Below are 25970 nucleotides of genomic sequence, written 5' to 3' on the forward strand. Positions count from 1 at the left end.
TTTAGCGCGGCAGCGACGAAAGGCGAGGGGAAAGTGTTCAGTGCTCAAGCGCGGCAGAAGGGAGCGCTCGGGGCGATCGTCGATCGCGCGCGCCGCGATCGGGTGGATTGCCGAAATAAAGAGAACCGGGCTCTTCCCGACTGCGTGCGCAATCGAAAAGAGCCCGGCTCATGTGCGGCGATGTGCTCAGAAGCGACCGCGGACCGTCAGGCCATAGGTACGCGGTTCGGCAAGATATGCCGAGAAGGTGTTCTGCAGCGCGCTGTCGAAGATCACCTGCGTATAGTCGGTATTCAGCAGATTCTGCGCCCAGAGTTCGACCGCCCAGCGCTCGTCTTTGCCGCGCAGCCCGATGCGCGCGTTCATGATCGTGTAGCCGTCCTGGATCTTGTTGTCGCCCAGGCTAGAGCCGGTGTTGTAGTCGCTGCTGGTCCGCGCGTTGACGAAGAACAGCGCCGACAGTCCGCTCGATCCGATCTCCGGCGTCCAGCTCACCGAATTGGTGATGACATAGGCTGGCGCGTTCGAGATCCGCTCGCCGGGCAGGCGACGAAGCGCAGTGCTGAGCGGCGTGCCGGCGGCGCTGCCGACCAGATTGTCGGCATAGCGGGTGTCGGTATAGGTGAGGCCCAGCCCGACATTGAAGTTGCGCGCGGGCCGCAGGCTCGCCTCCAGCTCGATCCCCTGCGCGATCACGCCGGCCTTCACGTCGTCCGGGTTGCACGCACCGGTTGCCGGGTTGGTGTCGCGATCGGCTCCGCCCAGATCGGTCCCGCAGCCATTGATCGTCTCGACGATATATTTGGTGCCGTCGAAGGTGTTGAGCTGGAAATTCTCGAACTCGGAGCGGAAGGCCGCGGCCGACAGCGTGAATTGCGGCCGCGAATATTTGACGCCGAATTCATAGGCGGTGACCTTTTCGGGGTCGAAGCGCAGCTTCACGACGTCGGCCGGGCCGACCACCGTGTTGGGCGAGCCGAGTGCGCCGCGGTCGAGGTTGAACCCGCCCGCCTTGTACCCGCGTGAGTAGCTGCCGTAGATCAGGACGTCCGGCGTCGGCTTCCACGAAAGCACCGCCGTCCCCGTCCACTCGTCTTCCTCGATCCGGTCGGACAGTCCGAAGGCGTTGATTTCGGACGAGGAGTTGCCGAGGCAGCCGAGCGTCGTGATGCCCGAGGCATTGCCGACCAGTGCGCGGATCTGCGGGCAATAGATGTTGGAGTTGTCGAGCGTCGCGCCGAGCTCCTTGGTCTCGCGCGTGTAGCGCAGTCCCAGCGTCAGATCGAGCGTATCGGTGACGTGGAAGATGTTGTGCGTGAACCCGGCCAGGCTGTCGCTCTTCTGGCGATAGCGTGTTCCTTCGTCGCCGACATCGGCCACCTGGCTCAGCAGGTCGAGCGCGCGCACGGTCGGGGACAGGTTGCCGCCCAGCACGGCGCGACCGGTCGGCGTCAGGCAGCCGGGCGCCGCGGCGGAGATGAGCGCGGTGCTGATCGCGGAAACCACGCGGCAGGCCGAGAACTGACCATATTGACTACCGAACTTCAGGCCCGAGCCGGTGTTCAGGATCTCGCTCGAATAATAGCCACCGACCAGCCAGTCGAGCTTGTCGTCGAACGCGCTGCCCTGGAGCCGCAGTTCCTGCGAGAAGGTATAGAAGCGCCGGCCGCCTCCGGTGCCGTCGATGTAGAGCAGGTCGACCAGGCTGTAGTCAGCGTCCGCCGCCTGAGCGTTCGAGAATTCGCGATAGGCGGTGACCGAGGTGAGCGAGAGATCGCCCGGGTTCCAGTTGATCTCGACCGACCCGCCATAATCCTTGGTCTCACCGCCGAAGCCACGCCCGGGCGACAGCGCCGCGCGACGGGAATAGGGGTCGTCGAGGCTGGGATAGAGATCGGTATAGCCGCCCGGCGCGAGCAGATCGAGGATGCCGACCAGCGGGTTTGCCGCGGGATTGAGCGTCGCCGAATTGCCCGGCGCGATCGCGTCGGTCGCGAACACCGCTGCGCAGCACGCTTCGCTGCGCTTGGTATAGTCGCCGATGACCCGTACCGACAGGTCGGCGCCGGGTTCGAACAACAGCTGGCCGCGGATCAGGTAGCGGTCGCGGGTGTTGATCCGATCGCCCGAGGTGACGTCGAGATAATAGCCGTCGCGGCTCTCATACACCGCCTCCAGCTTGGCCGCGATCGTCGAGGTCAGTGGGCCGGTCACGCCGCCTTCAAATCGGGCATAATCGTAATTGCCGTAGGACGCATAGGCATAGCCGCGAAAGTCGAACTCGGGCGCCTTGGTGATTACATGGATCAGGCCGGCGGACGCGTTGCGGCCGAACAGCGTACCCTGCGGTCCGCGCAGCACCTCCACGCGCTCGACTTCGCCGAGTTCGTTCATCCCGACGCCGGTGCGCGAGCGATAGACGCCGTCGACAAAGATCGCGACCGAGCTTTCGAGTCCGGCATTGTCGCCGACCGTGCCGACGCCGCGAATCCGCGCCGAAGTATTGGCTTCGGAACCAGTAGAAGAGACGAGCAACGACGGCGCGAGTTGGTTGAGCTGGCGAATGTCGGATGCGCCCGAATTGCGCAACGCTTCTTCGCCGACCGCGGAAATCGCGATCGGCACATCGGTGACGCTGGTCGCGCGGCGCGTTGCGGTCACGACGATCTCGGCGGTGCTCGCATCATCGTCGGCGCGGGCGGCCTCGGTCGACTCCTGCGCGGCCGCAACGGGTTCGGCGGTTTCTGCCGCCCAGGCGGGCATGGCCGCAATGGTGAATATGCTCGCCGCGCCGAGCAACGTGAAACGCGATGCCTTCATGACAATCCCTCCCGATACGATGCGCCCTTGATGGGCTGCTTGCCCGGCAACATGCCTGCATTGAATACTGGGTCAAGGATATTTTCACGCGCACCACTATATTTTTCGAGTTTTCGGTATCCCCGAATGACGGTTCGACCGCGGACGATACGCCGCCGCCCTTTCGCAGCCGCCGGCGCTCCGCTATCGTGGGGGCATGGGGAATGAGCATCCGCAGGGCGGCAAGTCCGGTTCCGGCCGCACCATTACGCGCGACGAACTCTATGCGCTGGTCTGGTCCGAGCCGCTCGCCAACGTCGCCGCCCGCTTCAGTCTGAGCGCGAACGGCATCGCCAAGATCTGCGACCGGCTGGGGATCCCGCGGCCCGAGCGCAGCTACTGGATGCGATCGGTCGCCGCACGGCCCCCACGCACGCCGCTGAGCCCGGCGCCCGAGGGGGTGGAAGAGCAGCTGGTGCTGGGTGCCGGGCGCGCGATGGCGCGGCGCCCGCGTTCGCGCCGTTCGCGTGCCGACCGCCGGTCCGAGCTGCTCGATGCCGCGGCGGCGATGGCGCTCCAGACGGGCGTGGCCGAAGTGACGCTGAAACGGCTCGCGCGCCAAATCGGGATCAGCGAGGCGCAGGCCCATAACTGCTTCCCGGGCCGGACCGATCTTCTGCTCGCGCTCGCGCGGCGCGAGATCGCCGAGGTCGAGGAGCGTCGCCAGTCGGTGGTCGCGCGCGGCGAGGATCGGCTCGCCAGCATCGTGATCTCGACCGTGACCTATCTCCACCAGGCCAAGGCGCGCGGCACCTTGCTGCAGCTGTTGCTGCGCACGCCCGAAATCCGCGAGGGGCTTCGCGCCGAACGCGCCGAGGCTGCGGCAGTCGCACGCGAGCCGATCCTGCGATCGCTGTCGGACCGGTTCGCGATGGAGCGCTCATTGGCCAATGCCTCGACCGCTGCGCTCACCGCGGTATGCCTGCGCGCGGGCGGGCTGATCGCGGCCGGGCGCGATTCCTTTGCCGATGTCGAGCGGATTTGCCTGGCGTTAGTGATGGCTGGCGCGCGCAGCAACGAAAGCCTCAACGCGCGCGGCGGCTGACCTAGAGTGCTGTCGGTCTGAGCGAATCGATCCCCGCAAGGACGAGGCGTCGGTTGGTCGCATGCGCATCCTCGCACGACAGCTCGCCGCGCCGGACCAGCCGCGCAAGCTCTTCGGGGATCGCTCCGAGCAGCTCGACCAGGATCAGCGCCTCGCGCGGCGGAAGCGACAGTTCGCGCTTCAGCGCGCCTGCCAGGCTATGGATCGTTGTCCCCCGATAGCTGCGCACCGCCTCCGGCAGCGTCACCGTGCGCGGCACCTCGCGCCCGATATAGTGGAGCACCGGGCCATGTTCGACGACGTGATCGAGGTAGATCGACGTCGCCGCGATCAGGCGATCGGCGGCATCGCCGGTGCGGCAGGCGGCGGTGAACCCTGCCTCGTCGAGCCGTTCGATCGCGCGCACCATCACCGCATCGATCAGCGCGTTCTGGTCGGAAAAATAGGCGTAGACGAGCGCGCGGCTCGACCCCATCGCATCGGCGATCGCCTGGATCGACAGCGGCAACGTGCCCGTCGCCAGAATTTGCGCTTCGGCGAGATCGACGATCTCGCTGATCCGGTCGCCCGAACGCTTGCGCTTCTGCGGGACCGCCTCCTGTTGCTCCATGGCTGCGTTGCTAGGGCAAGCGACTGGTCGCTGGCAACCATCGACGCGCACTGAAAAAAGGCTCCGGCAGCGATGTGCCGGAGCCAAGGGAAGCACCCGGGAGTGGGTGTTTTGGTGGAGCCGCGTGCGGCTTATTCTGCGGCGATCGCCTCGGCGGCGGCCGGCATGTTCATCAGCGCCTCGTAATTGCGGCGATAGAAGGCGTCCTTCGCGTCCTCGTCGATGCCCTCCATCGTCGCCTCGAAGCGGCCGATCGGATCCTTCGTCCCCTCGGGATGCGGATAATCGCTCGAGAACAGGAACAGCTCGGCCCCCGCATCGCGGATCATCCGGCCGACATCTTCCGACGGGAAGGGCGTGAACTTCATCGCGCGGCGCACATATTCCGACGGCTTGAGTTTCATCGCCTGGAGATAGGGGTCGGTCTTGCCGAACGAACGCAGCCCGCCGTCGAGCTGACGCAGGAATTCCGGCACCCAGCCCGCGCCGCACTCGACCACCGCCCCGCGCAGCGCGGGGAAGCGATCGAAGACGCCATCATAGACCAGCGCGGTGATGAACATCTGCGGTGCATAGCCGAGGCACGGATAGTCGCCGAAGCGCAGATTCTCGCCGCCGCCATGCAGGTCGGGCGCGCGCTCGCGACCGTTGTTGTGGAATGCCTTGGGCTGCATGAACGTGCCCGGGCCGATATGGAGCGTGAAGGGAATGTCCTCCGCCTCCAGTTTTGCCCAGAACGGATCGTAGACCGTGTGGCCGGGCGAACGTTCGCCCGCCGGCGCGTTCGACGGCAACAACACCGCGCCCGCGCCCTGTTCGATCGCCTTGTCGAGCAGGTCCATCGCGCGGTCCGGATTGTCGAGCGGAATGAAGGCGATGTAGATCAGCCGCGGATCGGCAGCGCAGAAGGCGGCCTGCGCGCAATTGAGCGCGTGCGCCGCCTTGTACAGCGTATCCTCGTCCTTGGCGCGGCGTACCAGCCCCAGGCCGAAGGTCGGAAAGACCAGCTGCGACTCGAAGCCGAGCGCGTCGAGCGCGCGCACCCGCTCATCGGTATCGAACGCACCATAACCGCCCCAGCCCTTGGTACCGGCGATGATATTCTCGCGCGCTTCGGCATCGGCGGCGGCGTCGTTCTTGCGCGCGCGGGCCTGTTCGATGACCGAGAGAATGCGCTGCCCCGTCGTCGCATCGCCGTAAAGCGAGCCGAGCGACTCGACGAGGCTGGGGTCCAGATAAGGCGCCAGCCAGTCGCCCGTTTCCATCGTGTGGCTATCCGCATCGTGGATGATGCGACCGTTCGCATAGGTCATTGTCGAGGCTCCTCACCGTTTGTTAGTGCGTATGTCACAAGCGAGAATAAGGTGGACTCAAAGAACGTGTCAACACGATTCCCAGTGCATCGACCCGCGCACGCGTGAAATCGCCGATCTATTCTAGTGCGATCGTCATTTCGTTTGGGGTGCAGCGCCGCCGGGGTTGAGAATCTCGACCGAATGGCCGTCGGGATCGCGGAAGATCGCTACGCGTGCCGGCCCATAGGCTGAGGGCGGAAACAGCGCCGCCGCCCCGGCCGCGCAGCACGCCGCATAGGTCGAGTCTACATCGGCTACGACAAAGCCGACCGGTCCATGCGCATTGCCGCGATCCAGTGCGCGGCCATCCTTCCACCGGCACAGAACCAGGCTGCCGCCCCCATCGCGGGCACGCAGCACCAGTTCGTCGAACTCCGGTGTCGCAAAGCGTTGTGCGGGTTCGAGGCCCAGTCCCGCACGATAGAATTCGGCCGATCGATCGAGATCGGTCACGAAGAGCTTGGCAAAGGCGAGGCCGCGTGAGGCAGTCATAACTCGATCTCCAGGTTGCAGGTCGTCAGGTCACTAGGGCGCCGTAGCGCCGGTTCGCGTAGAGCAGCGCCGGCCGCTCGCCGCCCAGCCGGACGGCGTCGACCGCACACGCGAAAATCGTGTGCGTGCTAAAGGGATGGTGCGACTCCACGCTCAGGTCGATCGACGCGAGCGCATTCACGAAGGACGGGCCAGCGGGGGCGTCGAGCGACCAGCGTGACGGATCGAATCGCGCGAGGCCGACCTCACCCGTCCCGCCGGCGAAGCGCGCGGCCAGTTCCTCTTCCCCCGCGCCGAGCAGGTTGAGGCACAGCCGACCGGTTTCGATCATCGCCGAATGCGCGCGTGCCGACCGGTTGATGCACACGACCATCGCTGCCGGCTCGACGCTCAGCGAGCATGCGGCGGTGACCGTCATGCCATGGCACCCGGTGGCGTCGCGCGCCGTTACGACGTGCACGCTCGCCGCGAGCCGGCGCATCGCCGAGCGAAATTCCTCCACCATCGTCGCGTCTGCGGCGCTCAACACGGTTACAAGCTCCTCCCACGCGTCGCATGCATAAACTGATATACGCACCACTAAATGCGCGTCATAGTGCTTGGAAATCAAGCCTCACTCGCATATGCGCAGGATCATGGGGCGCAATGCCGTGAAAGTTTAATGACGATAACACCAATACGGAGGGGTTGATGAGCGAGGCGGGACGGATGGAGGCGGACCCCCGTTCAAGGATCGACCCGCCGCCGCTGGGTCGCGGCACGCGGATCGCCTATGGCAGCGGCGCCATCGCCAATGGCGTCAAGAACGTCGCCTTCACCGCCTATCTCATGTTCTTCTACAATCAGGTGATCGGCGCCCCGGCGGCGATCGTGTCGGGCGCGATTGCGTTGACGCTGATCGTCGATGCCGTGTTCGATCCGGCGCTCGGCCGCTGGTCGGACAGCATCCGGACCCGCTGGGGCCGCCGTCACCCGTTCATCTATGCCTCCGCGCTGCCCACCGCGCTGTGCTTCGCATTGGTCTGGTTCCCGCCTGCCGGGCTGAGCGACATGCGCATGGGATTGTGGATTTTCGTCACCGCGATGCTCACCCGCATCGCGATCAGCGCCTTCGAAATCGCATCGCAGGCGATGGCGGCGGAACTGACCGATCGCTATGCCGAGCGTACCCGCCTGTTCGCGCTGCGTTACTGGTTCCTGTATCTCGGCCAATATGGCTTCAGCGCGTTTTCGCTGGCGGTGTTCTTCGCCGCGACGCCCGCCTTCCCGCGCGGCCAGCTCAATCCGGACAGCTATACCGGCTTCGCGCTGCTCGGTTCGGCGTTGATTCTCGCGGCGATGCTGGCCTGTGGCCTCGGCACGCATCGGCGCATTCCCTATCTGCGCCAGGCGGAGGTGCGCACGACCCGGCGTGGCGCGGGCGTGCACCTGGGTGAGATGCTGACGGCGGTGCGCAACCGCGCCTTCCTCGCCATCTTCGGGTTCGGCGTGCTCAAATTCACCGCGATCGGGCTGTACAGCGCCGTCGCGCTCTATTTTCACACCTATCTGTTCGATCTGAACGCGCGCCAGCTCGCCGTGCTGGTGCTCGATGCCCTGCTCGCCGCGACCGTCGCGGCCCCGCTCGCCCCGATCATGTCGAACCGCCTGGGCAAGCGCGGGAGTTCGATGATCTTCGCGATCGTCGGCGTCAGCCTGTCGCTCGCGCCGGTCATCCTGACCTATCTCGGCCTATTCCTGCCGGCCGGCGATCCATGGCTGGTCCCGCTGCTGTTCGCGTTCGGCGCGGTCAGCGGTGCGGCGATCGCGATCTCGCTGATCAACACCTCCTCGATGCTCGCCGATGTGGTGGAGGACCATGCGGTGCGCACCGGGCGGCACGAGGCGGGCCTGTTCTTCGCCGCGTCCAGCTTCATGCAGCAATGCTCCACCGCGCTCGGCATCGCGCTCAGCGGCGTCCTGCTCTCGGTTGCCGGCGTCCCGTCGCGTGGCGCCGGGGTCGCGGTGCCCGATGCAGCGATCCGCCATCTGATCGAATTCTACGTTCCCACCTCGGCGCTGCTCTGGCTGGCCGGGTGCCTGATCCTGCTCGCCTACCCGATCACGCGCAGGTCGCATGAGGAGAATGTCGGTCTGCTGCGCGCACGCGATCGGGGCGCGGAGATACCGGCCGAGTGATCGGCCGCGACCGCGGCTTGATCCCGGGCTGATCGTATCACACAGGTCTGCAATGCAACCGATCATCCTCTATGGCGCACCGCATTCGCTCTACACGGGCAAGACCCGCGCCTATCTGCGCAAGCAGGGTATCTTCTATATCGAACGCTCGACCGCCGACCCGCGCTTCCGAAACGAAGTCGTGCCGGCGATCGGGCGGGGCATCATCCCGGTGGTGGTTCTGACCGACGGTACGATCATCCAGGACACGGTCGACATCCTCGACCATTTCGAGCGTAAGGGCGTGCCGCTAACCGCCTATCCTGAAGGTGCGCTGCAGCGGGTGCTCGCGCATATCGCCGAACTCTATGCCGTGGCCGGGCTGACGCGCCATGCGATGCACTATCGCTGGACCTATGCGAAGGAGCAGGAGCGCTTCCTCGCCGACGCATTTGCCCCCGTATCCGGCGGCGCAAGCGCGGGGCAGGTGATGGCACGGATGCAATCCTACCTCCCGATGCTCGGCGTCACGCCCGAAACCAGGTCGGCGATCGAGACCTCTTATGAAACGCTGCTCGATCTGCTGGAGGCGCATTTCGCGGATCATCCCTATCTGTTCGGGGGCCAGCCATCGGTTGGCGACTATGGACTGCTGGGGCCGCTATTCGCCCATCTCGGGCGCGATCCGGTTCCCGCGGGCCTGATGAAAACGCGCGCGCCGAGGGTGTTCCGCTGGGTCGAGCGGATGAACGCACCCGATGCGGACATGCCCGAATATCCGGACTATCCGGCCGGGTTCCTTACCGGCGACACCGTCCCGGAGACGCTGAACGCGCTCTTCCGCCACATGGCCGACGAGTTGTTCCCCGAACTGTCCGACAAGGTGGCGATGCTGCGCGACTTCGTGGATCGCACCGACCCGGTCGAGGGAAGCCCGGTTACCGCAAAGCCGCACCAGCGCATCGTCGGGACAGTCGCCACCCGCTTTCGCGGCATCGCGATTGAGAGCGGGGTCCAGCCCTATGCCTTCTACCTGTGGCAGCGGATTACCGATGCATTTGCCGCGCTCCCTCCGGCGAGCGCCGAGCGTGTCCGCGCATGGCTCGACGGCACCGGGCTGTCGCCGCTGCTCGCGCTCTCTGTGCCGATCAGGGTCGAACGCCGCGACAATATCGAAGTGTGGGGCGCGCGCGCCGATCGCGAGCCATGACCAGCGCTGAGAGGAGGGCAGGTGGTGCCGGTTGCAGGAATCGAACCCGCGACCTTCGGTTTACAAAACCGCTGCTCTACCAGCTGAGCTAAACCGGCGCGGCGGGCGTCAACTCGGCCCGCGTCTGGATGGCGCTCCTTTGCGTCAAGCGATCCCGAAGGTCCAGCCCTCGCTGCGTGCAATTTCGTCCGTCATCCGGTGCGGACGCCACAGCGATGGGTCGTCTGCTGCGCGGCGCAGCCACGCGGCGGTCAGCAGCGCATCGGTCGCATGGTCGGTATAGCGGTCGAGCGCGGCATGGGGGCGGGAGCCCAGCGCCTTGAGGCCCGCGTCGAGTGCCGCCGCGTCGCGCAGCTTCGACCGCCCCTTGGGCAGACCGGCGGCGCGCGCGGCGATCGTAGTATAGATCTCGACGACCAGCGCGCCGCGATCGGGCACCGGGTCGAACGGCCAGACCGGAACGCGCCCGTCGAGCCTGTGGAGAAGCCGCATCCCTGCAAAGCTTGCCTTGGCCACCTGCGCCGCGCCGATCGCGTCGAACACCGTGGAGGGCTTGGTGCTGCCGTCATGCGCCGTTTCGCACGCGCGCCAGTGGAGGAAATCGGCCTTCGCGCCGTCCGCCGCGCCGAGATAGAAATGCGTGCCGCGCCGCGCCTCCAAAAAGCTCGCCGCGCCCAGGTCCGGATCGTCGCATGCCGCTTCGACATAGGCCCACAGGTCGGAAGCGGTGCGGCTGTCGCTCTCGCCGGGCAGATGCGCGCCGCGCGTCACGAACGGCGCGGAAAAGCTGAAATCGAAGCCCGTCAGCAGCGGCGCGTCGGCCTGCGCCAGGATCCAGTCGAGAACCTCGCGACGCGACCAGCGACCGTTCGGCGGCGGTACCAGCACGGGGGCGGCGTCGCCCTGTTCGCACCACGCCACCGCGATTCCCGGGTGTCGCTCACCCTTTGCACCCGACCAGTCGATTGCGGCGAAACGGCGGAAATGGGTGGGGGCAGGGGACACGCGCCATCCCCTGCGCCGGATCGCGTCGCACGGCAACCCGCCGCCTGGGGACATTCCGCGCCGCTCGTTCATTATCCTCGCAAGGCCGAACCGGAGGGAGCCGCAATGCCACGCACCATCACCGCCCGCGCACGCCTCGCGCTCGGCATCGCGACGCTGCTGCTGGTACCAGGCTGTGCGACCGTGCCGCCCCCGGAAGAGGCGCTGCGCACCGACAGGGCGCGAAGCCCCGCGCAGTTGTTTGGCCCGCTGTTCGCACAGGTGCAGATGCGCCAGCTGTTTGCCGACGGGAAGACCTTCGTCGACGCCGTGCCGCGGCACGATCCGCAGGCGATCCTTGCCGATTACCGTGCGCACACCCCCCGAACCGACGCCGCGCTGCGCGCCTTCGTGCTGGCGAATTTCGATCTGCCGCCCGCGCCCTCGTCGGTCGTCGACCAGCCCGCACGACCGACGCGACCGCTGCTTGCCCATATCCGCGCTTTGTGGGACGATCTTGCCCGACCGCCGGTGGTGCCGGTGCCGGGCAGCTCGGCGCTGGAATTTTCCGGGGCGCATGTCGTGCCGGGCGGGCGGTTCCGCGAAATCTATTATTGGGACAGTTATTTCACGATGCTCGGCCTGCGCGAGGATCGGCGGCAAGACCTGATCGAAGGGATGATCGACGGTTTCGTGGGGCTGGTCGAACGCCATGGCCATGTCCCGAACGGTGCGCGAACCTATTACCTCAGTCGTTCGCAGCCGCCGTTCCTGTACGCCATGATGGACCTGTCGGACGCGCGCGACCCGGCTGTGCTTGCGCGACGCCTGGACGCGCTGATCGCCGAACATGGCTATTGGATGCGTGGTGGCCGGGTCGTGCGTATGCCCGACGGATCACTGCTCAACCGCTACTGGGACGACCGCGATACCCCGCGCGACGAGAGCTATCGCGAGGATGTCGAAACCGCACGCGCCAGCACACGCCCTCCCGCGACCGTCTATCGGCACCTCCGTGCCGCCGCGGAGAGCGGCTGGGATTTTTCCTCGCGCTGGCTTTCCGACGGACGGACCCTTGCGACGATCGACACCACCAACCTTGTCCCGGCGGATCTGAACAGCCTGCTCTATGGGCTTGAGCGGGCCATCGCCGCGCGCTGCCGGGCGCTCGCCCGCCCGTGCGCTACACCGTTCGAGCGGCAGGCCGCTGCGCGCCGCGTGGCGGTCGAGCGTTGGCTGTGGGACGAGGCCGAGGGCCGCTATGGCGATTACGATCGCAAGGCGCGGCGCATCCGCCCCGGCGTGAGCGCAGTCACCGCCTATCCCCTGTTCACGCGCCTCGCATCGGAAGCGCGTGCCGCACGCGTGGCCGCGACGATCGAGGCAAAGCTGATCGCGCCGGGCGGTTTGCGGACGACCACCATCGCCACCGGCCAGCAATGGGACGCACCCAATGGCTGGGCGCCGCTGCAGTGGATCGCCGCGGACGGCCTGCTGGCCTATGGCCATGACGGGCCCGCGCGGAAGATCGCCGTGCGCTGGGTGGGGACGGTGCAGCGCGGCTACGCATCCAGCGGCAAGCTGGTCGAGAAATACGACGTCGAGACGGTGCGGCCCGGCGGGGGTGGGGAATATCCGCTTCAGGACGGCTTCGGCTGGACCAACGGCGTCACCCGCGCGATGCTGTCGCGCTGGGGGATCGGCGATTAGCGTGGGGTCTCGATCCCGGCCAGCACGGCAAGGCGGATCGCCTCGGCAAAGCTCGACACATCGAGCTTCAGCATGATCCGCGCGCGGTGCGATTCGACCGTGCGGACGCTGAGCCCCAGCTTTTCGGCGACTTCGCGATTGGTGAGCCCATCGACCAGCAACGCCAGGATTTCGACCTCGCGATCGCTCAACGCGTCCAGACGCTCGCGATTCTCGTCGTTGGTACGCTCCGTGGCCATCGTGCGATCGAGCGACTGGAACGCGATCTTGAGCGGGTTGAGCAGCTTTTCCAGCGTGAACGGTTTTTCGATGAAATCGATGGCGCCGCGCTTCAGCGATTCCACCGCCGACGTAATCTCGCCCTGGCCGGACACGATGATCGCGGCAAAGCGCTGGTGATCGAGCGATCTGAGGGCTTCATTCCCCGAAAGACCAGGCATGTTGAGGTCCAGCAGCACGACGCCGGGATTTGCCCCGTCCCGCGCAGCGGCGAGGAAACTCTCGGCCGATTCCCAGGCGTGAACCGTTACGCCGGGCAGTGTCGCGACCAGGCTCGCAATAACGTCGCGAGCGAGATCGTCATCGTCAACGATGTGAATCGTGCGGGGCATGGGCATTCGCTAACTTAGGTTATTGCGTAAATATACGTCGCACACGGCAAGTCCAGCCCAGCCGCACGCAGCCGTACTCAAGATCCTGTGCGTTGGGAACCTGTTTCAAGAATTGTCAGAAATGCGCGCACCAACGCAACCCGCTCTTCCGGACTCGCGTCGAGCAGGGCGGGTTCGATTTCGCGCGCCGCCGCGCCGGCTGCGTCGTCGCCGAAATAGGCTGCGGTGCCCGCTAGCTTGTGTATCTCGGAGACCAGCCGGGCAACGCGCTGCGTTTCCTTGGCGACGCCGATATCGAACGCGCGCAACAGATCGACGAGTGCGGCACGGCGCCCGGTATAGCGTTCGACCAGCGAAGTCGGGATCGCCGCGGCGGCTTCGGGGACCGTATCCGCAGTACCGCGGACGGGGCCGGACCGTCTGGCCCAGGTCGCGATCGCGCGCTCCAGCGCTTCGCGGCGCAGCGGTTTGGGCAGGTGCGCCTGCATGCCTGCAGCGATGCACGCATCGACATCGTCCTGATAGACATTGGCGGTCAGTGCGATGATCGGCAGCCGTTCGGGGCTGTGCCCCTTCGCGCGAAGCTGTTCGGTTGCGACCAAGCCGTTCATCACCGGCATCTGAATGTCCATCAGCACCAGATCATAGGGCGCGCCTTCGCGTTCGGCCTGTTCGACCCGTGCGACCGCTTCCGCTCCATTCTCGACGGTGTCGAGGTTCAGGCCCAGTTGCTGGGCGGTCGCGCGGATCAGCGCCTGGTTGATGTCGTTATCCTCGGCCAGCAGGACGCGCGCGGCCGGGACCGTCAGCGGGGCGGCGAGCGGGTCATCGCCGTCCGAACCGGTCGCGGCCTCGGGCGCGGCGACGCAGGGGAGGGTGAAGAAAAACGTGCTGCCCTCGCCGGGCTTGCTGTTCACCTGCAGCCGACCGCCCATCAGGCGGACCAGCGAGTCGCTGATGGCGAGGCCAAGCCCGGTGCCGATGCCTGCGGTGCGCGCGGTCGGGTCGAGCTGTACGAACGATCCGAAGATGTCTTCCAGCCGTTCCCGAGGGATGCCTACCCCGCTATCCGCCACGGCAAATCGCATGCGCGCACCCTGGCGGCGGACCTCGAGCCGGATGAAGCCGCGTTCGGTGAATTTGGCGGCGTTCCCCAGCAGGTTGAGCAACACCTGGCGCAGCCGAAGTTTGTCGCCGATCACCCGGTCCGGCAGAGCGGGGTCGATCTGCAATTCGAGGAAGACCTCGCGCTGTCGCAAGCTCGGCAACAGCATCCGCATCGCAGAATTGGCCAGCTCGCTCATGTCGATCGCCTCGCTCGCCAGCGCCATGTGGCCGGCCTCGATTTTCGACAGGTCGAGCACGTCGTTGAGCAGCGACATCATGCTGGCGCTCGAGTCCGCGATGATCTGTGCATGGGAGCGCTGCTCGGGATCGAGCGGCGTCTGCAGCAGCAGTTCGGCAAAGCCGATCACGCCGTTCATCGGCGTGCGGATCTCGTGGCTGAGATTGGCGAGGAAGGCCCCGCGCGCGCGCGCCGCCTCCTGCGCCGCGTCCCGCGCGACGAGCAATTGTTCGCGCACCTTGGTTTCGCTCGTCACATCCTGAAGCACGCCGAATACGGTGACCGGCGAACCGTCCTGACCCCCCTCGGCGCGGCCGAGCGAGGACAGATACCGCACCGCGCCGTCGGGGCGCACGATGCGCGCGCGGTAGCGGAACTCCGTGCCCTCAGCGATGGCGTTGAGGATGATTCGACGGACCTGATCGCGATCGTCGGGATGATAGGCGCGATGCGCGAGGTGCCGATCGACCGGGGTCCCGGGCTTGAGCCCGTGGATGCGATAGACCTCGTCCGACCAGAACAGCGCATCGGTCTTCTCGTCGTAGCGCCAATGGCCGACATGGGCGCGCGCTTCGGTCAGCATCAGCATCCGGTTGGTTTCGGAAAGTTTGGCCGTGGCCCGCTCCACCTCGCGTGTGACGATCGATTCGCGCCGCGCGATGATCGCGAGCACCGCCGCCAGCGCGATGTTGATGGTGAGCCCGGTCAGCAGCACCAGCAGCGGCTCGGAACTTGCGACCCGCTCTTCGAAGGCGGGGGTGCTGTGCCAATGGATCGTCCAGCGTCGTCCCTGCGATTCGAACTGGCGCGACGCGGTGAATTGTGTCGGAGGCACCGGTTCGTCGGTCGAGCCGGTGGAGTGATAGACCAGGTCCTCCCCGCCATCGGCGCGGTCGACGGAGATGCCCAGATCGAATTCCTTGCCCTGACGCGGCGTCAGCCGGCCAAAGAAGTCGGGGGCGGTGAAGGGATGATAGACCCAGCCGATAAAGCTGCGCTGTCGTTCGGCTGCGGTCCGCGGCGCGATCGGTCCCCGGTGCACGGGGCGCAGCATGATGAAACTGGCCCCTGGGCCGCGATACTGGACGAAGGCGATCGGCCGCGAGACGATCGCAGTGCCCGATACGCGCGCCCGGTCCGCTGCCTCCCGGCGGCGCGCGTCGAAGGTGATGTCCATCCCCAGCACGCGGCCGTTCGTCTGGAGCGGGTAGATATATTTGACGACATAATGGGGACCCGTGGCGCGCTGTTGAAGGATCTGGTCGATCGGCAGTCCGTCGCGCGCCGCCTCGGCGCGAAAGGCCGCTAGCCCGTCTTCAGGAACCGCCCGAATGAACCCGATATCGCGTATTCCGGGCAGCGAATCCTCGACGTCCACCACGTTGGCGAAGGTTATCCACTCCGGCCAGGTCACGCGCTCCCCCGCGCTGAACAATGCAGCGGCGCCGTCCAGGCTGCGCGCAGCCGCATTCAGCTGGCCGCGCAGCGCCTGCTCGCTTTCCACGGTCAGCGCGGCAAAGGCGGACTCGTTGCGTTCATGAATCCGTTCGCGGGCGATCGACCAGGCGAACAGGGTGAGGGCGAGCCCCAGTCCGAACCCGAGTGCCAGGAACCCGTACAGGCCGCGTACCGCATGATCGCGCCAATAGGCCCGCAGGCGCCGTCGTTTGCCGATCATCGCAAAGGGTGCGACCATCGCGATGCCGAGCGCATCGCCCAGCGCCCAGATCGCGACGCTGGAGGGCAGTCGATCGGCAGGAAAGTCGCGCAGCAGCACCAGCCCGATATGGCCGATCCCGGACGAACAGAGCGCCGGTATCACGGCACCGAGCACGATCGCTGCAACTACCGCCGACGGTCGGGAAACATCGATTCGCGCCCCGAACCGTCGCCGCAACAACCATTCCGCGGCCAGCGCCTGAAGCGTTGCGCCGGTCGCGGTGAACAGCGCGAGAGTCGCGGCCGCCTCCGGCTTAGAGCCCATCGAGACGCCGAGAACGATATTGAGCGCATAGGAACCGGCCCATACGCCCGGCCACAACCACCGGCCGTACAGCAGCAGCGCCCCGACCGCGACGCCCGACGGAAACCACAGCATCGTCACGCGCGCCGGCGGTATCGCAAGCTGTCTGGCGACGAGACCGCTGAGCGTGAAGCAGATGGCAAGGAGCAGGACTGCCTGGGCGCGATATCGCAAGCCGCGTTCCGGGGCCACGAATGCCGTCGGTTCCGGAGCGGCATCGACCCCGGCGGCGATGGACCACGAAGGGGCGTCCGTCATCTGCACGACACCCGCGTATAGCAGCGCCGCCCGCGCCGCACCCCTGGAATGTTACGCAGGCGGCAAAAAGCGCACGACGCCGCGCGTCCTCGGGTTTGCGGGGCGCCAGCACGGGTCCGATGCTATGGAAAATTGGTCGGGGCGACAGGATTCGAACCTGCGACCCCCACACCCCCAGTGTGATGCGCTACCAGGCTGCGCTACGCCCCGACCGAAGGCAGGCCCTCTAGGCGCGGGCGCCGTGCGATGCAAGGGGGATCGGATATGGTGTTGCGGGGCGGCGACAGTTGCGCGGGCGCAACACTCATGGTAGCGCCCGCCGCTTGAACCGGGGGGCCTCGCTCCCCACCATTCAGGCCCATTAGTCCAGGCCCGGGAAACCCATGATCATCACCCCAGCATTTGCACAGGCCGCAGGCAGCGCGGCAGGAGCCGGCAGCGCCGCCGGTTCGTTCCTTTCGATCGCGCCGCTCGTCCTGATTTTCGTCGCCTTCTACTTCCTGATGATTCGCCCGCAGCAGAAGCGGATGAAGACGCTTCAGGCGTCGATCGGGTCGATGAAGAAGAACGACACCGTCGTCACCGCCGGCGGGCTGGTCGGCAAGGTGGTGTCGGTCGACGACAGCTACGCCAATGTCGAGATCGCCACCGGCGTGAAGGTCAAGGTGGTCAAGGCGACCATCGTCGAGGTCCAGCCGCTCGGCGGCAAGCCCGCGAACGACTGATAGGGTCGTAACCAGATGCTCGATTTTCCGAAGTGGAAGGTGTGGTCGGTCTGGCTGACCATCCTCGTCTTCACCCTGTGCGCCGTGCCGAGCTTCATGCCGCAGAGCGTGCGTGCCAACTGGCCGAGCTGGGTTCCTCAGCCGACGGTCAATCTCGGCCTCGACCTTGCCGGCGGCAGCTACATCCTGCTCGAAGCGGACATGAACGATTTCGCGCGCGTGCGGCTCGCCGCCAAGCGTGACGAGATCGAGACCGAGTTCCGCCGTCAGGACCCGCGCATCGACATCGGCGACATCTCGCTGCGCGACAATCGCATCACCTTCATGGTGCGCGATGCGAGCAAGGTGGATGCGGCGCGCGAACGTCTGCTCCAGCTTGCAGGCAGCGGTGTCGGCATGACCGGCCAGCGCGAATGGACGATCGAGGTGCGGGATTCGACGCGCTTCATCGTCACCCCGACCCAGGCGGGCATTGCTCAGGCGATCGATCAGGCGATGAACGACGCGCGCGAGGTGGTGGATCGCCGCATCAACGCGCTCGGCACGCTCGAACCGACGATCGTACGCCAGGGCGCGGACCGCATCGTTGTGCAGGTCCCCGGCCTGCAGGACCCTGAGGCGCTCAAGGCGCTGCTCGGCAAGACCGCACGGCTCGAATTCAAGCTGGTCGACATTACCGCAAGCCCGGTCGATATCGCCCGCGGCGTGGCGCCGATCGGCAGCGAGATCATGCCCTATCCCTCGGCGCCGCCGGGGTTGCCCTATGTCGCCTATCCGACGCAGGAGGGCCATGTCGCGCAGATCGCGCTCAAGCGCCAGACGATCGTCAGCGGCGATCAGCTGATCAACGCGAACCAGGAATACAACCAGAATCAGGAAGTCGTCGTCGGCTTCACCTTCGATGCGCAGGGCGGACGCCGCTTCGCTCAGACGACGCAGCAGAATACCGGCAAGCCGTTCGCGATCATCGTCGACGGATCGGTAATCTCGGCGCCGAACATCAACGAGCCGATCCTGGGCGGCAAGGGCCAGATCTCGGGCGGCTTCACCGTCGAAAGCGCCAACCAGCTCGCGATCGCGCTGCGCTCGGGCAAGATGCCGGTGCAGCTCAACGTGGTCGAGGAATCGACGATCAGCCCCGAACTGGGCGCCGATTCGATCGAGGCGGGGATCATCGCCGGCAGCGTCGGCACAATCGCGATCGTCCTGCTGATGCTCGTCGCCTATTTCCGCTTCGGCGTTTACGCCAATATCGCGCTAGTCGTGAACGTGATCATGATCATCGGCATCATGGCGCTGTTCAACGCGACGCTGACCCTGCCCGGCATCGCCGGCTTCGTGCTGACGATCGGCGCCGCCGTCGATGCGAACGTGCTGATCAACGAGCGTATCCGCGAAGAGCTGCACCGCGGCCGCGCGAACAATTCCGCAGTGGAGTTCGGATACAAGGAAGCGAGCCGCGCCATTCTCGACGCGAACGTCACCAACGTCATCGCCGCCTTCATCATGTTCATCTTCGGCGCGGGACCCGTGCGCGGCTTTGCGGTGGTGTTGACCATCGGCATCGTCACCTCGGTCTTCACGGCGGTGACCTTCACGCGCCTGATGGTCGCGAACTGGCTCAAGACCCGGCCCAAAGAGCTGGTGATCTGAGGAAAATCGACATGCGTCCCCTGAAACTCGTCCCCGACAACGTCAACATCGACTGGATGCGCTGGCGTCACGTCGCGACCTTCTTCACCCTCGCGATGGTGATCGCCTCGATTGCGATGCTGGGCATTCGCGGGCTCAATTTCGGCATCGACTTTGTCGGTGGCCAGAATATCCGCGTCACCTTCGCCCAGCCGATCGAGATCGATACGCTGCGCGAGCGTGTCGATGCGCTCGGCTATGGCGAATCGACCGTCCAGCAATTCGGATCGGCGCAGGAAGTATCGATCCGCATGCCGGTCCCCGGCGACGACAAGGATGCGACGGCGCGGGCCACGGCGCGGGTTCGCGAGGTCATCTCGAAAAATTACCCCGGCTCGCAGGTCGCCTCGGTCGAGGCGGTGTCGGGCAAGGTCTCGGGCGAATTGTTCCAGAAGGGCGCGATGGCGCTCGGCTTCGCGATGCTGGCGGTCGCGATCTATATCTGGTTCCGGTTCGAATGGCAGTTCGGCGTCGGCGCCCTGCTCGCACTCGCGCAGGACATGCTGGTGACGCTCGGCTTCTTCGCCGCGACCCAGCTCGAGTTCAACCTCAACACCGTCGCCGCGCTGCTCACGATCATCGGCTATTCGCTGAACGACAAGATCGTGATCTTCGACCGTGTTCGCGAGAATCTGCGAAAATATCGCAAAATGGAAATCGTGCCGCTCCTCAACCTCTCGATCAACGAGACGCTGGCACGCACCGTGATGACCTCGCTCACGCTGATCACCGCGCTCGCCGCGCTCGTGTTCCTGGGGCCGGACGTGATCTTCGGATTCTCGCTGGCGATGCTGCTCGGTATCGTCGTCGGGACCTATTCCTCGATGTTCGTCGGCAACGGCATCCTGATCCAGTTCAAGGTCGGCCCGGGCAGCTTCAAGTCGGACGAGGAAAAGGCGGCCGAGGCCAAGGAAACCGCCAAGGCCACCGGCCAGGTCAATTTCAAGGACATGCCCTGAAGGTCGACCGGACCCGGATCGAGGGGCCGGTCGTCTCGGGCTTCTCCGGGCGAGGTTTCCGCGTCGATGACGGCGTCTATGAAGGGCTGCTGCTCACCCCGTCGCGCGCGGAGGGATGGGCGCCGCCCCCGCTCGAGGCGTTGACGCCGGAGGCGTTCGCGCCGCTGCTCGCCCTCGATCGTCTGCCGGAATTCGTGCTGCTGGGCACCGGCAGCAAGCTGCGCCGTCCATCGCCCGCGCTGGAGGCCGCGCTGCCTTTCGGGATCGAAGTGATGGATAGCCGCGCCGCCGCGCGTGCCTGGGGCGTGCTTCGCGGGGAGCTGCGCTGGATCGCCGCCTTGCTTTACCCGCTGGATTGAGCATACCCGATCTTCCAATTTGAATCGAAGTGCGGCATGATCCCTCCAAAGAACAGAGGAGAGGATCATGCTGACTGCCGCAATTGCGCTCGCCGCCGCCCAAGCCGCCACGCCCGCGCCTGCCGACTATCGTGACACCACCAACTGGCTGTGCCGCCCGGGTCGCGAGGATGCCTGCACCGTCAATCTCGATGCAACAGTGGTGGCACCCGATGGCTCGCGCACTGTCGAATCCTTCAAGGCCGCGGCAAACCCGAAATTCGATTGCTTCTATGTCTATCCCACCGTCTCGACCGACGATGCGGGCAATAGCGACCTCGTCATCGACGATGCCGAACGCCGCGTCGCGATGATCCAGGCGGCGCGCTTTCGCGAGGTGTGCCGGGTGTACGCGCCGATGTACCGGCAGGTGACGCTCAAGGCGCTGCGCGACGTGATGGCGGGCAAGCCGCTCGCCGCCGATCCGGCGCTCGGCTATGCCGATGTGAAGGCGGCCTTCGACGATTATATGAAGCACGACAACAAGGGGCGGGGCGTCGTCCTGATCGGGCATAGCCAGGGGTCGCGAATGATCTCGCAGCTGCTCGAGAAGGAGTTCGACGGCAAGCCCGATCGGATGAAGCAGATCATCTCGATCATGCCGATCGGCTTCAATCTCGACGTCACGGCGGGCCAGCGCACCGGAACGCTCAAATCGATCCCGACCTGCGCGAGCGCCTCCGATACCGGTTGCGTGGTCACCTATGTGAGCTTCCGCTCGACCGTTCCCCCGCCGGCCAAGACGCGGTTCGCCCGCACCGCCGCGCCGGGGATGCAGGTCGCCTGCACCAATCCCGCCGCGCTGGGCGGCGGCAGCGCGACGCTCGACGCCTATCTCCCCACCGGCTCGCTGCTCGGCACCGCGCCGCCGGTCGAATGGAGCAAGGGCGGTGCGGCGGTAACGACCCCCTTCGTCAAACTGCCCGGAATGGTGACCGGCGCCTGCGTGGAGAAGGGCGGGGCGAGCTATTTCGAGGTGACACTGAAGCCCGATCCCGCCGATGCGCGAACCGATGATATTCCCGGCGACGTGATGGTCGGTCCGCAGCGGCTCGACGATTGGGGGTTGCACCTGATCGACATGAATCTCGCGCTGGGCGATCTGGTCGAACTGGCCGCGACCCAAGCGGCGGCGTGGGAGAAGACGCGCTAGCCGCGCACCAGCCCCGACAGATGGTCGTAAAGCGCCGCGCTGTTCGCCTCCCAGGTGAACCCCGCGGCGCCCGCGCGCACTGCGGCCGGCGCGGGCGGCTCGGAAAGGATTTCTGAGATCGCCGCGGCGAAGGCCGGCGCCGTGCGTGCGACGATCCGGCCATGGTCAGGCGCCGTGACCAGCTCGCGTGCGCCCCCCGCGTCCGGGATCACCACCGGCGTACCGCTCGCCAGCGCCTCGACCCAGGCGTTCGCCAGCCCTTCGGAGGAAGAGGCCAGCGCCATCACGTCCGCGGCGGCAAGCAGGCCCGGCAGGTCCCCATGCGCCACGCTGCCCATCAGCGTCACCCGGTCGCCCAGGCCCGATCGCGCGATCTGCGCCGCGAGCTTCGGTCGCTCGGGACCTTCGCCTGCGATCATCAGTCGCACCCCGGGCAATGCTGCGATCGCCTCGATCACGATGTCATGCCCCTTGCGAGGGATCAGAGCGCCCACGCTCGCGACCAGCGGCCCGGTGACGCCCAGCGCCGCCTTGGCGGCCAGCCGGTCGCGCGGCGCGAACCGGTCCAGGTCTACCCCGGTCCGGTGGACGCGGATCTTCTCCGGGTCCATCCCCAGCGCGACCATGTCGGCGCGCATCGATTCCGAAACCGCCAGCAGTCCATCCGCCGCCGCGCCCGCCGCGATCACATGCGCGCCGGTCGAAGGACTGTGACCCCAGTGATGGATGTCCGCGCCACGTGCCTTGATCGAGACTGGAACGCCGAACCGGCGCCCCAGCGCGGCTGCCGCGACGCCATCGGGAAAGAAGAAGCTCGCGTCGATCACATCAAACGCGAAGTCGCGCCGGACCCGGGCGAGCAGCGGTCCCAGACGCGCGGCCAGCGTCCGTGCGTGAAATCTGCCGCCCGTCCCGGGAAGGTTCACGAACCGCGGACGCCACGTCTCGACCCCTTTCCACTCTTCATGCGCCGGGAGAGCGGAGAGGGGTGCGTATCGCCCAAGTCGCGACAGCGGCCAGGGCGGCAGGCCGACAGGCGCCACCAGCTTCAGCGCCACCTCCGGGTGAGCCGCAAGTCCCAGCGTCTGGCGCTCGACGAACACGCCGAAATTTGGTCGCGAGGCGTCCGGAAACAACGACGAAAGGGTGAGCACGCGGAGCATTGCCCCGCGCATTACACCCTTCGCGTTAACTTAGCTTTGCGTGACAGCGCTTAGCGGCACTTCACCTCGCCCTTGTCGACCTGCGACCCGATCGCGGCGCCGCCGGCGGCACCGATGATCGTGCCGAGCGTCTTGGAGCCGCCCGGAGCGATGATGTTGCCGAGCACGCCGCCCGCAAGCCCACCGATCACGAGACCCGCGGTTCCGTCGCTGCGCTTGCAGTAATAGCGCCCGTCGCGGCCGACATAGACGCGATCGCCGCGGCTCAGGCGCCGTTCCTGATAATTGCCGTCGCGATAGTAACGCGGTGCATCCCAATAGTCGCCGCCGCTGGCATAGCCGGGCCGATCGGCGCCATAGCCGGTGCACGCGCCGGTCATCGCCATTGCAGCGGCGCTGAGCGCGATGGCTCCCGTCTTCATCGGATTATTCATCGGGCATCTCCCTAAGCATTGACACCCCCCACACATGTTTCACGAACGAAACGGGGCCCGGATATATCCCGAGCCCCGCTTCTTTTTCTCAAAATCGCTTTAGCGGCAGCGCCGCTTGCTTCCGCTGCGCTCGATCTCGCGACCTGCGACTGCGCCTGCTGCCGCACCGAGCAGTGTGCCGACGGTGCGATCGCCGCGCGTATCGATCGTCCGGCCGACCAGTGCACCGGCGACACCGCCAACGACCAGTCCGGTCGTCCCGTCGGACTTGCGGCAGTAGCGACGCCCGTCGCGTCCACGCCATTCGCGATAGCTGTAGCGCTTCTTCTTGCTCTGCGCCTGCGCATCGGTCGAGAAGCTGGGGACCAGCACAGTGGCCGGAACGGCCAGCGAAGCGGCGCCAAGCGCCAGCATCAGGTTACGCATCATCATTACTCCATCTTCCTGAATTCTGCCGACAAGAACGCCGCGCTCTTCGAGAGGGTTTCATGAACGCAACATTTCGGGCAGTTCATCGCCCATGCAGGATGCCCGCAGCCTCATCGAAACCCTCGCTCTCGCACCCCATCCGGAAGGCGGCTGGTACCGGGAAACATGGCGTTCTCAACCGCTTGCCGATGGCGCGCGCTCGCCGGGAACGGCAATTCTGTTCCTGCTCGAGCACGGTCAGCGATCGCATTGGCACAAGGTGGACGCCGATGAACTGTGGCTCTGGCACGCCGGGTCGCCGCTGGACCTGGCGATCGCCGATGCGGCAGACGCCAATCCGGCGACGATCCGCCTTGGCGGCGATGTCGCGGCAGGCTACGCGCCGCAAGCCCGCGTGCCGGCGAATCGCTGGCAGGCCGCCACGGCGGAGCTTGGCTGGGCATTGGTCAGCTGCATCGTCGTCCCCGGCTTCGAGTTTGCCGGGTTCGAACTGGCCCCGCCGCAATGGTCGCCGCCGCGAACCTGAATCCGCTCCCGCGATTCACGTTATCCACAGATGGTAACGTGCACTGAGCCCTTCTTCCGACTCGCAACTCGTGACAGCATCCATGGGCAGGCAGATGAGGCCGCAGCGGGAAACCAAAGCGAAATCAACTGTTTGTCACGGCTCGAACCGTGCAGGTGCCTTAGGGAAACCGCATGGGTCGGGACGGGGACGCCACCCCGGGAGACCGTGATATCGATGTTCGCATCGGCATCGCGGAAACGAAACGGACAGGCGTCCGACGGCATCCCAGGGCTTCGTGCCGGGGATGACGGGCGGAAGGGCAGGGGCCGATGCCTTCGGGCAGCGGTTCTGACCGGAAGCCTTGGACGCAAAACCCGTCTTCGGACCGGGTGGAGCGGGTTGCAGCGGAAGGACAACGCCTTCGGGTGCTGTTCGGAAGATGCGGCCACCGCCGCGACGAACAAGGAGCCTTTCGGGGCGAATTGATCAACGCGAGGCCATCGAGCGAAACGACCCCTCGGGGATCGTATTGCCTTGGTGACCGGACCGCGATGCCCGAACGCCGCAAGGCGCAAAGGATCGCAAGGACATCGAGGCGGGTTCGCGGCTCTTCGGAGACGCGCCCGTCCCGGTGACCGGCCAGCGGCCGCACGCCGAACGCTGGAACGCATGGTTCCGCATCCCTTGCCGGTTAGCGGAACCGTGCATGCCGCCGCCGCGGCGCGCCCGTCTCCCGGATGGGCAAGCGAGCGGATGGCGACACCGGGGGGCTGGCGGAAACGCCGGCCCTCTTTTGGTTTCGTGCGGCACGCGTCGCCTCCATCCAAATTCCCGCTGCCAGCAGACGCCGACGCATCGAGCGTTGAAATCCGATCCGCTATGCCCAAAGCGCAAGATCGGTCGAGCGCGGCATCTCGGTTCGCGGCTAACTGGTCTCGCCACGAAGGGACGGGACGATGAAGGCGGCGGTTCGGAATTATCAGGCGCGGATGCAACGCGTGCTCGACCATATCGACCGGAATCTCGACGGCGATCTGGATCTCGAGACGTTGAGCGGTGTCGCCGCCTTCTCCAGATATCATTTCCACCGCCAGTTCAGCGCGACTTTCGGACTTTCGCTGCACCGCTACGTCCAGCTCGCCCGGATGCGGCGCGCGTCGCACCAGCTTGCCCATTGCCAGCACGCCAGCGTCACCGACATCGCGATGGCCGCCGGCTACGACGCACCGGACGCCTTTGCCCGCGCCTTCCGCCAACGCTTCGGACAGTCGCCGTCGGCCTTCCGCAAGGCTCCCGACTGGGCGCCGTGGCTTGCCGCCTTCGAACCGCTCGACAATGCCAGGAGCCAGCTCATGCAGACGACCTTTTCCGACAACGACGTCTCGATCCGCACCGTCGCACCGACGCGCGTGGCGATGTTCGAGCATCGCGGCGATCCCGCAACCATCGGCGCCACCGTCCAGCGCTTCATCGCCTGGCGCAAGGCAGCGGGACTCTCGCCCCGGACGAACCCGACCTTCAACATCTGGTACTCGGAGCGCCGCCCGGCCGATCCCGCCGACTATCGCATGGACCTGTGCGTCGGGTTGGCTGACGATCAGTCGATCGACCCGGGCGACGATGCGGTCAGGATCGGAGAAATCCCCGGCGGACGCTGCGCGGTGCTGCGCGTGACCGGCGACACCCATAATCTCGAGCCCGCCGCGCTGTTCCTTTACCGAGAATGGCTTCCGGCGAGTGGCGCGGAGATGCGCGACTTCCCGATCTACTGCCAGCGCTTCTTCCTCGACGATCCCGACCAGCGCCCGGCGGCAGACCTGTTCCTCCCGCTGATCTAGCTTGGCCAGCGC

The 25970-nt window shown here is 66.3% G+C and carries 22 protein-coding genes and 2 tRNA genes; 11 read left to right on the forward strand and 13 right to left on the reverse strand.

The window, feature by feature from the left end:
- Positions 1 to 186: 186 nt before the first annotated feature.
- Positions 187 to 2820, reverse strand: coding sequence for a TonB-dependent receptor (locus tag ABS767_RS11560; RefSeq protein ID WP_408078497.1), 2634 nt, complete (start codon positions 2818 to 2820; stop codon positions 187 to 189).
- Between the two features lie 196 nt (positions 2821 to 3016).
- On the opposite strand from ABS767_RS11560, the gene ABS767_RS11565 reads away from it, so the two are divergent.
- Positions 3017 to 3904: a TetR/AcrR family transcriptional regulator gene (locus tag ABS767_RS11565; RefSeq protein WP_408078498.1), complete on the forward strand. Its 888-nt coding sequence runs from the start codon at positions 3017 to 3019 to the stop codon at positions 3902 to 3904.
- A gap of 1 nt (position 3905) precedes the next feature.
- On the opposite strand, the gene ABS767_RS11570 is transcribed toward ABS767_RS11565, so the two are convergent.
- The 4 genes from ABS767_RS11570 to ABS767_RS11585 form a co-directional block, all read right to left on the reverse strand.
- Positions 3906 to 4514, reverse strand: coding sequence for a TetR/AcrR family transcriptional regulator (locus ABS767_RS11570; protein ID WP_408078499.1), 609 nt, complete (start codon positions 4512 to 4514; stop codon positions 3906 to 3908).
- Between the two features lie 131 nt (positions 4515 to 4645).
- On the reverse strand, positions 4646 to 5827 hold the full coding sequence (locus ABS767_RS11575) for an amidohydrolase family protein (RefSeq protein WP_408078500.1): 1182 nt from the start codon (positions 5825 to 5827) through the stop codon (positions 4646 to 4648).
- A 135-nt stretch (positions 5828 to 5962) separates the two neighbouring features.
- A complete protein-coding gene (locus ABS767_RS11580; protein WP_408078501.1) occupies positions 5963 to 6361 on the reverse strand; it encodes a VOC family protein in 399 nt (132 codons plus the stop codon).
- Positions 6362 to 6386: 25 nt separating this feature from the next.
- Positions 6387 to 6890, reverse strand: coding sequence for a flavin reductase family protein (locus tag ABS767_RS11585; RefSeq protein ID WP_408078502.1), 504 nt, complete (start codon positions 6888 to 6890; stop codon positions 6387 to 6389).
- Positions 6891 to 7051: 161 nt separating this feature from the next.
- Between ABS767_RS11585 and ABS767_RS11590 the strand changes: the two genes are divergently transcribed.
- Positions 7052 to 8539 carry an MFS transporter gene (locus ABS767_RS11590; RefSeq protein ID WP_408078503.1) on the forward strand — a complete coding sequence of 496 codons (1488 nt, stop codon included), beginning with the start codon at positions 7052 to 7054 and terminating at the stop codon, positions 8537 to 8539.
- Positions 8540 to 8591: 52 nt separating this feature from the next.
- Positions 8592 to 9728, forward strand: coding sequence for a glutathione S-transferase family protein (locus tag ABS767_RS11595; RefSeq protein ID WP_408078504.1), 1137 nt, complete (start codon positions 8592 to 8594; stop codon positions 9726 to 9728).
- Positions 9729 to 9750: 22 nt separating this feature from the next.
- Here ABS767_RS11595 and ABS767_RS11600 read toward each other — a convergent pair.
- Positions 9751 to 9826 (reverse strand) — tRNA-Thr (locus ABS767_RS11600).
- A 46-nt stretch (positions 9827 to 9872) separates the two neighbouring features.
- Positions 9873 to 10733: a hypothetical protein gene (locus ABS767_RS11605; RefSeq protein WP_408078505.1), complete on the reverse strand. Its 861-nt coding sequence runs from the start codon at positions 10731 to 10733 to the stop codon at positions 9873 to 9875.
- Between the two features lie 105 nt (positions 10734 to 10838).
- Here ABS767_RS11605 and treF point away from each other — a divergent pair, with 105 nt between their 5' ends.
- Positions 10839 to 12422: an alpha,alpha-trehalase TreF gene (gene treF, locus ABS767_RS11610; RefSeq protein ID WP_408078506.1), complete on the forward strand. Its 1584-nt coding sequence runs from the start codon at positions 10839 to 10841 to the stop codon at positions 12420 to 12422.
- On the opposite strand, the gene ABS767_RS11615 is transcribed toward treF, so the two are convergent.
- The 3 genes from ABS767_RS11615 to ABS767_RS11625 form a co-directional block, all read right to left on the reverse strand.
- Positions 12419 to 13033, reverse strand: coding sequence for a response regulator transcription factor (locus ABS767_RS11615; RefSeq protein ID WP_408078507.1), 615 nt, complete (start codon positions 13031 to 13033; stop codon positions 12419 to 12421). The genes treF and ABS767_RS11615 overlap by 4 nt on opposite strands.
- 77 nt (positions 13034 to 13110) lie before the next feature.
- Complete coding sequence (locus ABS767_RS11620; protein ID WP_408078508.1) at positions 13111 to 16659, reverse strand: CHASE domain-containing protein; 3549 nt, start codon at positions 16657 to 16659, stop codon at positions 13111 to 13113.
- 133 nt (positions 16660 to 16792) lie between these two features.
- Positions 16793 to 16869 (reverse strand) — tRNA-Pro (locus ABS767_RS11625).
- A 173-nt stretch (positions 16870 to 17042) separates the two neighbouring features.
- On the opposite strand from ABS767_RS11625, the gene yajC reads away from it, so the two are divergent.
- The 5 genes from yajC to ABS767_RS11650 all read left to right on the forward strand — a co-directional run bounded on the left by yajC (position 17043) and on the right by ABS767_RS11650 (position 21586).
- Entirely contained in the window at positions 17043 to 17384 is a 342-nt protein-coding gene (gene yajC, locus ABS767_RS11630; RefSeq protein ID WP_408078509.1) for a preprotein translocase subunit YajC, read from the forward strand.
- A 15-nt stretch (positions 17385 to 17399) separates the two neighbouring features.
- Complete coding sequence (gene secD / locus ABS767_RS11635) at positions 17400 to 19037, forward strand: protein translocase subunit SecD (RefSeq protein ID WP_408078510.1); 1638 nt, start codon at positions 17400 to 17402, stop codon at positions 19035 to 19037.
- Positions 19038 to 19048: 11 nt separating this feature from the next.
- Positions 19049 to 20035, forward strand: coding sequence for a protein translocase subunit SecF (gene secF / locus ABS767_RS11640; RefSeq protein WP_408078511.1), 987 nt, complete (start codon positions 19049 to 19051; stop codon positions 20033 to 20035).
- A 17-nt stretch (positions 20036 to 20052) separates the two neighbouring features.
- Complete coding sequence (locus tag ABS767_RS11645; RefSeq protein ID WP_408078700.1) at positions 20053 to 20394, forward strand: MTH938/NDUFAF3 family protein; 342 nt, start codon at positions 20053 to 20055, stop codon at positions 20392 to 20394.
- 67 nt (positions 20395 to 20461) lie between these two features.
- The gene (locus tag ABS767_RS11650; RefSeq protein WP_408078512.1) at positions 20462 to 21586 is read left to right on the forward strand and encodes a DUF3089 domain-containing protein; all 1125 of its coding nucleotides are present in this window, start codon (positions 20462 to 20464) and stop codon (positions 21584 to 21586) included.
- On the opposite strand, the gene ABS767_RS11655 is transcribed toward ABS767_RS11650, so the two are convergent.
- From ABS767_RS11655 to ABS767_RS11665, 3 genes are all read right to left on the reverse strand, one after another.
- A complete protein-coding gene (locus ABS767_RS11655; RefSeq protein WP_408078513.1) occupies positions 21583 to 22749 on the reverse strand; it encodes a glycosyltransferase in 1167 nt (388 codons plus the stop codon). The two genes, ABS767_RS11650 and ABS767_RS11655, sit on opposite strands and share 4 nt — an antisense overlap.
- Positions 22750 to 22799: 50 nt before the next feature.
- Complete coding sequence (locus ABS767_RS11660) at positions 22800 to 23183, reverse strand: glycine zipper 2TM domain-containing protein (protein ID WP_408078514.1); 384 nt, start codon at positions 23181 to 23183, stop codon at positions 22800 to 22802.
- 99 nt (positions 23184 to 23282) lie between these two features.
- Positions 23283 to 23609, reverse strand: coding sequence for a glycine zipper 2TM domain-containing protein (locus ABS767_RS11665; protein WP_408078515.1), 327 nt, complete (start codon positions 23607 to 23609; stop codon positions 23283 to 23285).
- A 94-nt stretch (positions 23610 to 23703) separates the two neighbouring features.
- Between ABS767_RS11665 and ABS767_RS11670 the strand changes: the two genes are divergently transcribed.
- Positions 23704 to 24138: a cupin domain-containing protein gene (locus ABS767_RS11670; protein ID WP_408078516.1), complete on the forward strand. Its 435-nt coding sequence runs from the start codon at positions 23704 to 23706 to the stop codon at positions 24136 to 24138.
- Positions 24139 to 25076: 938 nt separating this feature from the next.
- Complete coding sequence (locus tag ABS767_RS11675; protein WP_408078517.1) at positions 25077 to 25958, forward strand: AraC family transcriptional regulator; 882 nt, start codon at positions 25077 to 25079, stop codon at positions 25956 to 25958.
- Positions 25959 to 25970 lie beyond the last annotated feature (12 nt).

The sequence above is a fragment of the Sphingomonas plantiphila genome, from assembly GCF_046000505.1.
Taxonomy (GTDB): Bacteria; Pseudomonadota; Alphaproteobacteria; order Sphingomonadales; family Sphingomonadaceae; genus Sphingomonas; species Sphingomonas plantiphila.